This window comes from Pseudonocardia pini (genome assembly GCF_013870575.1).
Lineage (GTDB): Bacteria > Actinomycetota > Actinomycetes > Mycobacteriales > Pseudonocardiaceae > Pseudonocardia > Pseudonocardia pini.
Genome location: NZ_JACBXB010000066.1, coordinates 1 through 12,881, shown reverse-complemented (window position 1 = coordinate 12,881; position 12,881 = coordinate 1). Strand labels below are relative to the sequence as shown.

Genomic DNA, 12,881 nt, shown 5'->3' with positions numbered 1-12,881 from the left:
GCGCGCTACACGACGGGGGAGCGGTACGCCGACTCCGCCGAGCTCGTCACGGGGATCCTGGAGGGAGCAGAGGCCGAACGGGCAGCGGCCCTGCAGCTGGCTGCCGCGGACGCCGCGGCGTTCACCGCCGTCACCGAGGCGTACGGCCTGCCCCGCGGCACCGACGAGGAGCGAGCCCGAAGGACCGACGCGATCGCGGAGGCGCTGGTCGGGGCCGCAGGCCCGCCCGCGGACGTCATCCGCAGCGCCGTCTAGCTGGTGACCCTCGCCGAGGCCCTGCTGCCGGTCGCGAACCGGAACGTCGTCACCGACGTCGCCGCCGCCACCGAGGCGGCCCGGGCCGCCGCGACGACCGCCCGGCTGAACGTCGAGATCAACCTCGGCGGGATCCGGGACGAGCAGGCCCGCGCGGCGCTCCGCGAGACCCTCGGTCACGTCGACCCCGTGGTCGACCGCGCCGCAGCCGTCGAACGCGCTGTGCGCGCCATCCTGAGCTGAGTTGGACAGGCCGTCGGCGACGAGCACCAGGATCTCCCGCTCGCGCCCGGTCAGCGACCCGGGGGTGCCACGGCGGGTCAGTTCTTCCAGAACGCCGCGGTGGCCTCGGCGACGAGGTCGAGCTTGGCGGCCTGCACGTCCTCGGTGAGGTCGGGGTGGGCGTCGACCATCGACGCGAAGCCGCACTGGGTGGACAGCGCGAGCTGCTCGGCCGGGATGTGGGCGGTGGCCTCGTGCAGCCTCCCGACGATCTCGTCGACGGTTTCGACGCGGGTCGTCTTCGTGGAGACGAGCCCGAGCACCACGGTCCGGTCCGCGGGCGCGGCCGCGAGCGGTTCGAAGGTGCCGGAGCGTTCGTCGTCGTACTCGAGCAGGAAGCGGTCGAAGCCGCGGCAGCGCCGGAAGAGCGCCTCGGCGACGTAGTCGTAGCCGCCGACGGCCATCCACCGGCCGTTGCGGTTCCCGCGGCACAGGTGCACGCCGAAGGTCACGCCGGGGACGTCGGTGACCGAGTCGAGCAGGTCCAGGCCCTCGGTCAGGATCCGCTCGGGGGAGATGCCCTGGCGCTCGTACCAGTCCCGGGTCTCCTGCTGGACGAGCGTGGCGATCTCCGGCGCGTCGATCTGCACGTAGGTGCAGCCCAACGCGGCCAGCTCACGGACCTCCTCGCGGACGATGGCGGCCGCGTCGGCAGCCATCGCGAACGCGTCGGGGTAGGCCGCGGTGGAGTGCTCCGGGGACCAGCGCAGGAACATCATCAGCGGGCTGGGGAGGGTGATCTTGACGGGTCTGCGGGCGCGGGCCCGCGCGTAGGCGAACTCCTCGGTCGCCACCGACCGGCGGAAGCGCAGCGTGCCGGTCACGACGACGGGCAGCTCCTCCTCGATCGGGCCCTCGTCGGTGTACCAGACCCGGGTGACGCCCGGGACGTACTCGAGGCCGTCGACGTTCTCGGTCAGCGGGCCGGTGAAGATCCCGCGGCGCAGCTCGCCGTCGGTCACGACGTCGAGGCCGCTGCCCTCCTGCACTGCGATGGCCCGGTCGACGGCGGTGTCCTCGATCCGCTTGAACTCGTGGGCGGCGAGCGTGCCGTCACGGCGGGCGGCCCGCGCCGTGACGAGGTGGCGCGGACGCAGCAGGGAGCCGACGACCTCGGCGCGGAACGGTGTGGTGCTCATCGGTGAGCCTTCCTTGCTCGGAGAGGGGGATGGGCGGATACGGCGAGGGGCCGGAGGGTCGGTGGCAGCCGTCCCTCCGGCCCGGGTACCCCGGCTCGACTCAGCTCGCGCTCTCGTCGGCGAGGGCCTTCTCCGACGCCGTGGGCTCGCCGGCGAACAGGATGTGTCTGCCTGCCGACAGGATCGCCACCAGGCTGATCGCACACACCACCGCGACCAGCACGGACACCGCCGTCGAGGTGCCGAACTCGGCGAACAGCGCGGTCGCCAGCAGCGGGGTGATGCCGCCGCCGATGATGGACGCGATGGTGTAGCTGATCGACGCCCCGCTGTAGCGCAGCCGGATCGGGAACATCTCGGTGATCAGCGCGGGCTGCGGGCCCGCCATGATCGAGTTCGCGAGGGTGAAGACGACGAGGGCCACCACGATCAGCGGCACCGACGCGGTGTCCACCAGCCAGAACAGCGGGAACGCCCAGACCACGCCGAGCGCGGCACCGACGGCGAACGTGCCCTTGCGGCCGAACCGGTCACCCGCCAGCCCGGAGGCGAGCATCATCAGGATCCACACCACGCTGACACCGACGAGGATCCACAGCATGGTCGAGGTCGGCAGCTTCAGCGTCGTGGTGCCGTAGGAGACCATGTACACGGACACCAGGTAGCCGATCGCGGGGGCCGCGAGGGAGGCCAGGCTGCCGACCAGGATCTGCAGCGGGCTGCGCTTGAACACCTCGACCACCGGCAGCTTCTCGACCTGGCCCGAGTCGCGGACCTTCTCGAAGTCGGCGCTCTCCTCGATGCGCAGCCGGATGACCAACCCGACGATGATCAGCAGCGCGCTGGTCAGGAAGGCGATCCGCCACCCCCAGGCGGCGAACGCCTCGGGCGACATGACCCCGGTGAGGAGCAGGAAGGCCAACTGGGACAGCAGGATCCCGGAGGGCAGGCCCAGCTGCGGGAAGCAGCCGTAGAGCGAACGGCGCTTGGGCGGGGCGTTCTCCACCGCCATCAGCACCGCACCCGCCCACTCGCCGCCGACCCCGGCGCCCTGCACCAGCCGCAGCACGATCAGCAGGATCGGCGCCCAGATGCCGATCGAGTCGTAGGTCGGGATGAGCCCGATCAAGGTGGTGGCGACACCCATCATGAGCAGCGAGACCACCAGCATCGACTTGCGGCCGACCCGGTCGCCGAAGTGCCCCATCACGATGCCGCCGATGGGGCGGGCGATGAAGCCGACGGCGAAGGTGCCGAGTGCGGCGAGGGTCCCGGCCGTCTCGGAGAACCCGGGGAAGAACTGGGTCCGGAAGACCAGCGTCGCGGCGACGCCGTAGATGAAGAAGTCGTACCACTCGATGGTCGTGCCGATGTAGCTGGCGAGCGCGACCGTGCCGGGCTTGCGGCCCTTCGCGGCGCCACCCGGTCGATCCGGTGTACTGGTGGCCATGGGGGCTCCTCGTCGAGCAGAACCGGTCGGTGGGCCGGTCGGGGTGGGGGGTGGTGCGGTGAGGATCAGCCGCGCCGGTGACGGTCGCGGCCCTGGCGAGCCCGGTTCCCCTACTTCTCCTGGGGGTGGGTGGCCAACGCCTCGACGGTGATGTCCATCCACTTCCACATGGGCAGCGAGACGAGCGCGTCGTGCAGGGCGGCCGGGTCCTCCGCCTCGTAGAGGCCGATCGTCGCGTTGCGGCCCGGGACCCGCCAGAGCCGCTTGAGGACACCGGCCTCCCGCAGCTCCATCGCGCGCTCCCGCTCGCCCTTCTTGAGCTGGTCCCGGACCTCGTCGGGGGTGTCGTTCGGCAGCAGGTTCTCGGTGCGCACCAGGAACTCCATGTCGTGTCCTCTCAGCTCGAGGCGATGTCGAGCAGCAGCGTGGCGAGCTCGTCGGGCGCGGTGACCATGGCCTCGTGGCCGGTGGCGAGCTGGTGCGTGGGCCAGCCGCGGGCCGCGGCCCGCTCGGCGTGTGCCTCGAACACGCGCATCCAGTCCACGCATTCGATGAACACGGCCGGGACCTGGTCGCCCTTGCCCGTCAGCCGCAACGGCTCCGTGTAGGTCAGCCAGGGGTGCGGGGTGAGCCGCGGGGTCAGCCAGTCGATGTCGGTCTGCTCGGTGACGCCGAGCTTGGTCAGCGACCGCGGCGGGACGAGCCAGCCGAACCCGGGACCCTCGGCGGCCTCGCGCCAGTGCCCGGCGACGGTGGCGGGTTGGAGGTCGATGGCGGCTTCGCCGTCGTCGCCGACGAACGCGTCGAGGTAGACACGGCGCGTGAGGTGCTCGGGGATGCGGTCGGCGACGCCGGTGACGATCTGTCCGGCGTAGCTGTGCCCGACCAGGACCACGTCGTGCAGGTCGTAGGCCCGGACCAGCCCGACGACGTCCTGGATGTGGGTGGACAGGCCGACCTGGGGGGTGAGGGTGTGGGCGCGGTCGGAGAGCCCGGTGAGGGTGGGGGTGTGGACCGCGTGGCCCGCGGCGCGCAGGGCCGGGACCACCCGCTCCCACGCCCAACCGCCGTGCCAGGCGCCGTGGACCAGGACGAACGTGCTCACGAGGACTCCTCGGGGTCGGCGTCGGCGGGGTCGTCGACGTAGCGGACGCCGAGGCGTTCGAGCAGGGGCCGCATGCCGTAGACGTCGAGGCCGATCTCGCCCTCGCGGAACCGGCGCCGTTTGGCCTCCTCGTTGGCCTCGCGAGCGGCCGCGGCCTCGACCACGGTCTCGCCGTCGGCGAGGGGGACGCAGAGCACGCCGTCGTCGTCGGCGACGATGATGTCGCCGGGGCCGACCAGCTGCCCGGCCACCACGACGGGCACGTTGACCGACCCGGGGACGGCCTTCGCGGTGCCCTGGGCGTGCACGGCCCGCGACCAGACCGGGAAGCCCATGGCCTGGAGGTCGGCGATGTCGCGCACGCCGGCGTCGGTGACCAGGCCGCGCACGCCGCGGTGCAGCAGCTGCGTGGCGAACAGGTCCCCGAACATGCCGTCGGTGGAGCGCGAGGTGGTGGCGACGACCAGGACGTCGCCCGCGCGGCACTGCTCGATCGACGCGTGGATCATCAGGTTGTCCCCCGGGTGGGACAGGACGGTGACCGCCCGCCCCGCGATCCGGGCGCCCGGGTAGATCGGGCGCAGCTCCGGACCGAGCAGCCCGCGTCGGCCGTGGGCCTCGTGGGCGGTAGCGACACCGCTCTTGGCCAGCGCGTCGACGACCTGGGCCGACGGCCCGCGCTTCGTCCGGACGATCACATGGCCGGTCACTGCAGCACGTCCCCCACGATCGGGAACACCCGCTGGTAGGCCTCGGCCTGGACGATCGACCTGGCCCCGCCGTTGCGCACCGCCTGCACCCCGCGGCGCAGACCGAGGTCGGTGTAGTACTGCACCAGGTGCGACTGGGCGCCCATGCACTCCATCGCCTTGCGCTTGCGGTCGAACACCGAGGTGATGTCCAGCAGCAGGTTCGGCGCGAACGCGCACTGCTCGGGCTGGTGCGGTTCGAACTGCAGGACCTGCGGTGCGCCGATCGGTGTCGTGGACCGGTCGTGTCCGGCGGCCTGCGCGACCTGGCGGGCGAGCAGGGTGGCCTCGTGCGCGGCGTTGTGGTCGCGGTTGTAGGGGTCGTTCGCGACGTGGGTGAGCAGCACCTCCGGCTGGGCCGACCGCATCGCCGCGACGATGCGGTCGAGGCCGGCGTCGTCGATGCGCAGCGGGTAGTCGCCCAGGTCGAGGAAGTCGATCGAGGCACCGAGGGCCGCCGCGGCCGCCTCCGCCTCGGAGCGCCTGCCCTCCTTGGCCTTGTCGAGGGTCATGCCCTCCTGCTTCCACAGGCCCTGTGACTCACCGCGCTCGCCGTAGCTCAGGCACACGATCCGCACGTCGTGGCCGCGCTCCGCGTACAGCGCGAGCGCGCCGCCCGCCCGCCACACGAAGTCCCCGGAGTGGGCGCTGATCACCAGGACGGAGGGACGCTTCTCGTGGGCCATTGCTGCCTTTCTCGGCTCTTCGGTTCGGGGACGAGCTGCTCAGAGATCGAGGACGAGGCGGCCGCACCTGGCGCGCGAGACGCAGATCATCATCGTGTCGTTCTCGGCCTTCTCGTCGTCGGTGAGCACGGCGTCGCGGTGGTCGACCTCGCCCTCCAGGACGGAGGTCTCGCAGGTGCCGCAGGTGCCCTCCGCGCAGGACTTCAGGACGTTGACGCCCGCGTTCTCGACCGCCTCGAGGATGGACAGCTCCGGCGGGACGGTGAGCGTGATCCCGGAGGCACGGAGCTCGACCTCGACCTCGGTGTTGTCCTCGGCGGGAGCCAGGGCGTTGGTGAACCGCTCCACGTGCAGGGACCCCTTGGGCCAGCTCTCGCACTGCCTCTCGACGGCGTCGATCAGGCCGGTCGGGCCGCAGCAGTAGACCAGGGTCTCCTCGTCCGGCTCGCCGAGGATCCCGGCCAGGTCCAACATGCCGAGCTCGTCCTGCGGCTGGAGCGTGACGCGGTCGCCGTAGTCCTCGAGCTCGTCGAGGAAGGCCATCGACCCTCGGACCCGCCCGCCGTAGAACAACCGCCAGTCCGCCCCCGCGGCATGGACCCGGGCGATCATGGGCAGCAGGGGCGTGATCCCGATGCCCCCGCCGATGAAGAGGTACCTCGGCGAGCCCAGCAGCGGGAAGTGGTTGCGCGGGCCCCGCACCGTCACGCGCGCACCCTCGTGGGCGTGGTCGTGGACCCACTCGGAGCCGCCGCGGCCCTCGGGCTCCCGCAGGACGCCGATCCGCCAGGTCTTGGCGTCCTCGACCCGGCCGCAGAGCGAGTACTGCCGGGTCAGGCCGTTCGGCAGGACCAGGTCGACGTGCGCCCCGGGAGCCCACGAGGGGAGCGGCTCACCGGAGGGCCTGGTCAGCTCCAGCGAGATGACGCCCGCGGACTCGGTCCGGCGGGTCAGAACCTCGACCTCGCCCTCGAACTCGGCCGATGTCCCGCCGCCCGTGGACGGTCCCGCCACGTCGATCATCTCCTCGCATCATCGCTCGGGCCACCGCACGTCCGGCGACGGCATCGACGCTAGAGGCGTGCCGGGGGCCGGGTAACTCGCGAATGTCCGCACCCGCGCGGTCGCCTGTCCCGTCGCCTCTACGTCATCCGTCGTGGACCCGGCGCGGGCCATCCCGTGGAGCCGCAGGTACCGGGCACCAGGGCCCGACGCAGCGGCCCGTCGACGGTCGTCAGGTGACCTGGAACCCGCCGTCGGCGGCCAGGACGTGGCCGTTGACGAACGCGGCGTCCGGGGAGCAGAGGAACGCGATCGCGTTGGCGATGTCCTCCGGGGTCCCCAGCCTGCCGACCGGGGTGCGCGCCTTGCGGAGCTCGTAGCCGCTGGGGTCGACCACCGAGCGCGCCCCCTCCGTGGGGACCGCGCCGGGGAGCACCGCGTTGACCCGGATCCCGAGCGGTCCCAGCTCGCCCGCCGCCTGCAGGGTCAGGCTGCTGACCCCGCCCTTGACCGCCGAGTAGACGGCACCGCCCGGCACACTCCGGACGGCCGCGGGGGACGAGAGGTTCACGATCGCGCCCGAACCCTGCGCCGTCATCGCGGGCACCGCCGCCTGCATCGTCCAGATCGCCGCCTTGAGGCCCACTCCGAGCATGCCGTCGACGGTCTCCTCGTCGACGTCGACGAGCGGGACGTACCGGATCCACATGGCGTTGTTGACCACCGCGTCGATCCGGCCGAACCGGCGTCGGACACCCTCGAACGCCTCGTGCACACCGGTGCGGTCGGAGACGTCGAGCTCCAGGCTCTCGGCGGCGGCACCGGCCGCACGGACCGCGGCCGCCGTGTCCTCGGCCGTCGCCTTGTCCCGGTCCGCGGCCACGACGAGGTACCCGTCGGCCGCCAGCCGCACAGCGGTGGCACGGCCGATGCCCCGCCCCGCCCCGGTGACGACGGCGACGGCCTTCTCGTTGCTCATGAACTCTCCTCTGGGGCGTCGCGGCTCAGCCGAGCGCGACGGGAAGGGCCGTGACCTCGGTGACGGCGTTGGTCTGCCGGGTCGTCCACTCGCCCGCGAGCCGAGCCTGCGGGAACCGCTCGACGACGGCGCGCACGCACTCGTGGATCTCCAGCCGCGCCATGTGCTGGCCCAGGCAGTTGTAGGGGCCCGCGCCGAACATCAGCTGGCGGACGGACGGACGGTCGAGGCGCCACCGGGTCGGGTCGGGGAAGACCACCGGATCCCGGTTGGCGGACCGCACCGACACGTAGACCCAGGAGCCCTCCTCGATCGGGACCCCGTCGAGCTCGGTGTCCCGCGCGGCGAGCCGGAAGATCGTGCCGAACCGCGGGGTGAGCCGCACGGCCTCCTCGGTGGCGGCCGGGACGAGCCCCGGATCGGCGACGACGGCCGACCACCGCGCAGGGTCCTCCAGCAGGCTCGCCAGGACGATCGCGATCTGGTGCACGGTGTTGTCGATGCTCGCCTGCAGGATCGAGAGGGCCTGTGCGAGCAGCTCCTCCTCGGTCAGCGCACCCGCGAGCTGCATCTGGATCATCGCCGAGGTGAAGTCGTCCCCGAGGTCTTTTCGGCGGGCGTCGATGTGCTCGCGGACCAGCTCCAGCCCCTCCCAGAAGGCGTCGACGAACTCCTGCCTGCGACTGTGGTCCTGGGTCAGCAGCGGGCCCAGCACGCTGTCGGAGAGCCTGCCGATCGTGGGTGCGAGCTCCATCGGTGCCGACACGAGATGGCAGTACAGCCGGGACGGGATCTTCCACGCCAGGGCGTCGACCAGGTCGACCGGTGCCGAGGGGTCGATCTCGTCCAGCGCGCCGTGCACGATGTCCCGGACCGCGTCGCCGAGCTTCGCGACCTGCCCGGGGCGGAGCAGGCGGGCCAGCGGCACCCGCATGTGCGTGCGGTGCTCGCCCTCGGTCGTCGTGACGACCTGGTTCCACCGCCGACGCAGCTCGCCCTCGGTGATGCCGAAGTCGTCCAGGCGCTTGAGGAAGGAGGGGCCCTTCAACAGGTCGGGGTGCTCGAGGGCCCTGACCCCGGGCGCGTGGGAGAGGACCTCGTAGCCGCGGTCGCTGCGGGCGATCGGGCTCTGCTCGCGGGCCGCCTCCAGCTCGGCGAGGTCGATGCTGCCGGCCGTGATCCACGGCAGGTCGGGGCGGACGTCCGGGACGGTCATGCCAGGGTCTCCCTCTACAGGGTCGCGCCGACGACGACGTCGGCGAGGCGTTCGAAACGTTCGATGTTGGCGGCCTGGGACAGTAGCCCCGCGGTCATGCCGACGAAGGTGACGTCGAGCTCCGGGTCGACCCAGAACACCATGCTGCCCGCGCCGTAGTTGCCGAAGGTCTCGGCGCTCGTGAGGGTCCCGAGCTGGTGGTTCACGATCTGCGGGCCCCGGACGTTGAACCCGAGGCCGATGTTCGCGGGCGGCGGCGGGTAGCCCGCGCGCAGCGCGACCGCCTTGTACAGCTCGTTCGGCAGCTCGCCCGTCCAGACCCGGCGGGCCGTCCGGACGGTGCGCGGCGACAGGATCCGGGCGCCGTCGAGGGTGCCCTCGCCGCGCAGCATCTCGGCGAGGCGAGCCATGTCGGCGCTGGTGGAGGACCCGCCTGCCCAGGTGGACTCGTTCGACTCGGCCACGAACAGGCCCTGGTCCTCGTCGTTCTCCCGGGAGAGCGCCTTGATCGGGACCGTACCCCGCATGTCCGGGACGACGTGCCGGTCCTTCAGCCGCGCGGGCACGCCGAGCTGGGTGTCCACCATGCCCAGCGGTGCGAACAGGTCCTCGTGCAGGATGCGGTGGATCGTCCGGCCCTCGGGATCGGTGCGCCGCAACGCCTCGGCCAGCAGGGCGTGGTTGGCCAACGGCGAGTAGTCGCAGCGGGTGCCGGGCTCGCTCGTCCCGTGGATCGTCTCGCACACCGCCGCGACGGTCTCGTCGAGCCGGTCCCAGGGCTGTCCCGGCCTGGGCTCCCACACCCCCGGCATCCCGGTGGTGTGGGTGAGGAAGTGGAGGATGGTGGAGCGGTCCCGCGGCGGGCCCGCGAACTCCGGGACGAGCTCCACCATCTTCGTCGTCAGCCCGAACAGGCCACGCTCGACCGCCCGCAGGACCAGGACGTTGATGAACGCCTTGGTCATCGAGAAGATCGAGAACACGGAGTCCGTCCGCAGGGGTCGGGTCCGCTCCGCGTCCTCGTAGCCGATCGCGACGTCGAGGGCGGGCTCGCCGCCGCGGGCCACCCGGAAGACGCCGCCGTGGTACAGCCCGGACGCGACGTGTCCCTCGACGACCTCGCAGAACCGTGTCAGGCGGTCCTTGTCGAACCCCGTGCCCATCGATGCACACCTCTTCTCAGCTCTCTAGCTGTCTGACAACAGACGATTACACCGCACGGCGGCGTCGTCAACCGTCGCCCCCGTCGGGCGGCGGCTCAGCGACCCGCGGGCACCGGGGCCGCGGGCTCGCCGTCGGCTGCCGGGAACCGGCTCGGGATCGTCGAGACGTCGAACCTCTCGTTGCGGATCGGGTCGACCAGGTAGGGGAAGCGGGCCACGGTCGCCCGGATCTCCTTCTGCCGGGTGCCGGGGTCGCCCCACAGCACCACCACCTCGGTGCCCTCGGTCGCGTACGCGGTCTCGACCGTCGCGAGGGAGAGCATCTCCCGGGAGAAGGCGCTGAAGCAGCGGCCCGAGGAGGTGCCGACGTCCCGGCCGTCCACGAGGACCTTGTCGGCCCACAGGCTCTGCCGGTGCTCGGGGTCGCCGACCTCGTACATGAAGTGGTTCGGGAGGTTCATCGGCTGGTGGTCCTCGCCCGGTCCGAACTGGGAGCGGAACACGTCGGCGACGTCGTCGGGGTTCCAGACGAGGGTGACCATCCGGGTGGCGTCCGCCGCGGCCTCGCGCTCGAGGGCCTCCCGCCCGACGAAGTCGTGGTCGAACTTGACCATGTGTCCCCAGCCCAGGTCGTAGGGGCTGCGGTGGCGCCGGTCGAGATCGTCCCCGGCGCTGCCGTGCAGGCGCAGGTCCCGGCCCACCGGCGGGAAACCGAGCGAGGCGAAGAAGGCCTGCAGCTTCTCGTCGTCCCCCCACGCGAGCGGGAAGTGGTAGTAGGCCTGCCCGAACCCGCCCTCGGTGTGCTGGCACATGTACGCCTGCACCCCCATCCGGCGGGTCCCGTACTCCTCGCCCGCGGCCATGATCGCCTCGTAGACGGGGAGGGCGTCCTGCACCGCGCCGTGCACCTCGTAGGCGAGGGTGCCGGACATCCCGATCCGGATGACCCGGACCTCGCGGCCGTCGATCCCGGCCGTGCGGTGGCGGAGGAACCGGATGTCGTGCAGGTTCTCCCGGGTGGCGGCCTCGAGGACCTCCAGCGAGCGGGGGCCGCTGAGCTGGAACAGGAACACCTGGCCGGTGAGGTCCTCGGCCGTGACGTCGAGCTCGGGGCGGTCCGCGAGCCGGAAGAGCAGGTAGGGGGAGAGCCAGTAGCTCACGAACTCCTCCTCCCCGAGCCGCAGCAGCATGCCGTGCGAGCCCACGCGACCGCGCTCGTCGGTCATGATCGCGTGGCGGGAGGCGCCGACCTGGAAGTTCGCGAAGCTGTTGACGCACACCGACGACAGGAACGCGAGCGCGTCCGGCCCGGTCAGTCGGAGGGTGGGCGAGGGGTTCAGGTGGCCGTGCAGCGAGGCCGTCGTCTTCCCCGCGAGCGTCTCGTCCCGCCATCCGGTGTACTCCCAGGCCTCGGCGTCCCCGCCGAAGTTCCACGACGCCATCTCGTAGAACTGCACGATCGGGTCGTACGGCACGAAGGGGGAGTGGGGGAACGTCTTCTCGAACTGCGGTGTCTCGGTCACGACGGGCCTTCCTGTGGGGCGGTGCGACGCAGCTGCGGCACCGGTCGTCCGTCGCCGTGCCGGTCGGGCGTCCGCCCCGGCTCCGTCGACGTCTCGGCGATGCTCGGGCTCGCCGCGCGGGCGCACCTAGCGCAGAACTACGTGTTCCGCCTACCTGCTCCGCACCCGTGCCGAGAGAGGTAGTGGGGAGGGCGAAGCACGTAGGCCGGTCCCGGTCGCGGGAGCACCGTGGCGTCTAGGGTGTTCAGCGTCTGACGGAAGGTCGGCTGCCGGCGTCCGACGCCTCCCCACGGGACGGGTCCGCCGTGCCCCGGGTCGACCCGAGAGCTCCCTGGAGGCGACCGATGACGGTACCCACACCGGATGCCCGTCCCCATCCGCTGTTCACGGAGGAGGGCTCGGCCGAGGTGGTCGTGGACGCCTTCGCCGACACCCCCGATCCGCGGCTGCGGCGCGTGCTGACCTCGCTGGTGGAGCACCTGCACGCCTTCACCAAGGACGTCGGGCTCACCCAGGTCGAGCTGGACGCCGCGATCGACTTCCTCACCCGCACCGGGCACGCCTGCACGGACGTCCGCCAGGAGTTCCAGCTGCTCTCCGACGTGCTGGGACTGTCCATGCTGGTCGACGCCCTCGACCACCGGAGTGGCACGGCCAGCGCGACCGAGTCGACCGTGCTCGGGCCCTTCCACATGGTCGACTCGCCGCCGCGGGCGCTCGGCGACTCGATCGCCCTCGCCCCGGGCGGCGAGCCGACGATGGTGACCGGCGAGGTCGTCGGGCCGGAGGGCGAGCCGCTCGCGGGTGCGGTCGTCGACATCTGGCAGGCCGACGAGAAGGGCTTCTACGACGTCCAGCGGCCGGACGACGTGCCGGAGCGGAACCTGCGCGGGCTCTTCACCTGCGACGCACACGGTCGCTTCCACTTCCGCACGATCCTCCCGGCGCCGTACCCCATCCCGGACGACGGCCCCGTCGGGCAGCTGCTCTCCGCCACGAACCGGCACCCCTACCGGCCCGCGCACATCCACGTGATCGCCGGGGCCGAGGGATACCGGCCGCTCACGACGCACGTCTTCGTGGAGGGCTCGCCCTACCTCGACTCGGACGCGGTGTTCGGGGTGAAGGAGAGCCTCGTGCTGCCGTTCGACGAGAGCCGCGACGCGGACCTCGCGGCGGAGCACGGGATGCCGGTGCCGTTCCGGCACGCCCACCTGCACATCGTGCTGGGCCGGTGAGCCCGCAGGGTTTCGTCCACGAGCAGCGGGCCCTGCGCGTGGTCTTCCGCGCCGGCGCCGTCGCGGACGTGCCCGCCGAGGTGGACGCGCTCGG

Annotated in this window: 12 protein-coding genes and 1 pseudogene; 2 read left to right on the top strand and 11 right to left on the bottom strand. The window is 72.1% G+C overall.

Annotated features, from left to right (window positions below):
- A pseudogene (locus H5J29_RS34775) lies at positions 1-498 on the top strand (cyclodeaminase/cyclohydrolase family protein); the annotation flags it as partial.
- A 77-nt stretch (positions 499-575) separates the two neighbouring features.
- Here the strand turns inward: H5J29_RS34775 and H5J29_RS06760 are convergent.
- From H5J29_RS06760 to H5J29_RS06710, 11 genes are all read right to left on the bottom strand, one after another.
- Positions 576-1,676, bottom strand: coding sequence for a cobalamin-independent methionine synthase II family protein (locus tag H5J29_RS06760; protein ID WP_181780048.1), 1,101 nt, complete (start codon positions 1,674-1,676; stop codon positions 576-578).
- Positions 1,677-1,776: 100 nt separating this feature from the next.
- Positions 1,777-3,126 carry an MFS transporter gene (locus tag H5J29_RS06755; RefSeq protein WP_181780047.1) on the bottom strand — a complete coding sequence of 450 codons (1,350 nt, stop codon included), beginning with the start codon at positions 3,124-3,126 and terminating at the stop codon, positions 1,777-1,779.
- Between the two features lie 110 nt (positions 3,127-3,236).
- Positions 3,237-3,512 (bottom strand): muconolactone Delta-isomerase family protein, encoded by a 276-nt coding sequence (locus H5J29_RS06750; protein WP_181780046.1) that lies wholly within the window; start codon positions 3,510-3,512, stop codon positions 3,237-3,239.
- An 11-nt stretch (positions 3,513-3,523) separates the two neighbouring features.
- Positions 3,524-4,231, bottom strand: coding sequence for an alpha/beta hydrolase (locus tag H5J29_RS06745; protein WP_181780045.1), 708 nt, complete (start codon positions 4,229-4,231; stop codon positions 3,524-3,526).
- Positions 4,228-4,941: a 4-carboxy-4-hydroxy-2-oxoadipate aldolase/oxaloacetate decarboxylase gene (locus H5J29_RS06740; RefSeq protein ID WP_181780044.1), complete on the bottom strand. Its 714-nt coding sequence runs from the start codon at positions 4,939-4,941 to the stop codon at positions 4,228-4,230. Before H5J29_RS06740 ends, H5J29_RS06745 begins: the two co-directional genes overlap by 4 nt.
- Positions 4,938-5,666, bottom strand: coding sequence for a PIG-L deacetylase family protein (locus tag H5J29_RS06735; RefSeq protein WP_181780043.1), 729 nt, complete (start codon positions 5,664-5,666; stop codon positions 4,938-4,940). Before H5J29_RS06735 ends, H5J29_RS06740 begins: the two co-directional genes overlap by 4 nt.
- A 39-nt stretch (positions 5,667-5,705) precedes the next feature.
- The gene (locus tag H5J29_RS06730; RefSeq protein WP_312858093.1) at positions 5,706-6,680 is read right to left on the bottom strand and encodes a PDR/VanB family oxidoreductase; all 975 of its coding nucleotides are present in this window, start codon (positions 6,678-6,680) and stop codon (positions 5,706-5,708) included.
- A 220-nt stretch (positions 6,681-6,900) separates the two neighbouring features.
- Positions 6,901-7,647, bottom strand: coding sequence for an SDR family NAD(P)-dependent oxidoreductase (locus tag H5J29_RS06725; protein ID WP_181780041.1), 747 nt, complete (start codon positions 7,645-7,647; stop codon positions 6,901-6,903).
- Between the two features lie 25 nt (positions 7,648-7,672).
- Positions 7,673-8,863 (bottom strand): cytochrome P450, encoded by a 1,191-nt coding sequence (locus H5J29_RS06720; protein WP_181780040.1) that lies wholly within the window; start codon positions 8,861-8,863, stop codon positions 7,673-7,675.
- 14 nt (positions 8,864-8,877) lie between these two features.
- Complete coding sequence (locus H5J29_RS06715) at positions 8,878-10,026, bottom strand: serine hydrolase domain-containing protein (protein WP_181780039.1); 1,149 nt, start codon at positions 10,024-10,026, stop codon at positions 8,878-8,880.
- Between the two features lie 95 nt (positions 10,027-10,121).
- On the bottom strand, positions 10,122-11,549 hold the full coding sequence (locus tag H5J29_RS06710; protein ID WP_220187075.1) for a hypothetical protein: 1,428 nt from the start codon (positions 11,547-11,549) through the stop codon (positions 10,122-10,124).
- Between the two features lie 344 nt (positions 11,550-11,893).
- Here H5J29_RS06710 and H5J29_RS06705 point away from each other — a divergent pair, with 344 nt between their 5' ends.
- A complete protein-coding gene (locus tag H5J29_RS06705) occupies positions 11,894-12,787 on the top strand; it encodes a dioxygenase family protein (protein ID WP_181780038.1) in 894 nt (297 codons plus the stop codon).
- Positions 12,788-12,881: the final 94 nt, after the last annotated feature.

What these genes read in the sequence shown, in the direction of transcription:
- H5J29_RS06760 (WP_181780048.1), bottom strand. Translation starts at nt 1,676, where the DNA reads ATGAGCACCACACCGTTCCGCGCCGAGGTCGTCGGCTCCCTGCTGCGT.
- H5J29_RS06755 (WP_181780047.1), bottom strand. Translation starts at nt 3,126, where the DNA reads ATGGCCACCAGTACACCGGATCGACCGGGTGGCGCCGCGAAGGGCCGC.
- H5J29_RS06750 (WP_181780046.1), bottom strand. Translation starts at nt 3,512, where the DNA reads ATGGAGTTCCTGGTGCGCACCGAGAACCTGCTGCCGAACGACACCCCC.
- H5J29_RS06735 (WP_181780043.1), bottom strand. Translation starts at nt 5,666, where the DNA reads ATGGCCCACGAGAAGCGTCCCTCCGTCCTGGTGATCAGCGCCCACTCC.
- H5J29_RS06725 (WP_181780041.1), bottom strand. Translation starts at nt 7,647, where the DNA reads ATGAGCAACGAGAAGGCCGTCGCCGTCGTCACCGGGGCGGGGCGGGGC.
- H5J29_RS06720 (WP_181780040.1), bottom strand. Translation starts at nt 8,863, where the DNA reads ATGACCGTCCCGGACGTCCGCCCCGACCTGCCGTGGATCACGGCCGGC.
- H5J29_RS06715 (WP_181780039.1), bottom strand. Translation starts at nt 10,026, where the DNA reads ATGGGCACGGGGTTCGACAAGGACCGCCTGACACGGTTCTGCGAGGTC.
- H5J29_RS06705 (WP_181780038.1), top strand. Translation starts at nt 11,894, where the DNA reads ATGACGGTACCCACACCGGATGCCCGTCCCCATCCGCTGTTCACGGAG.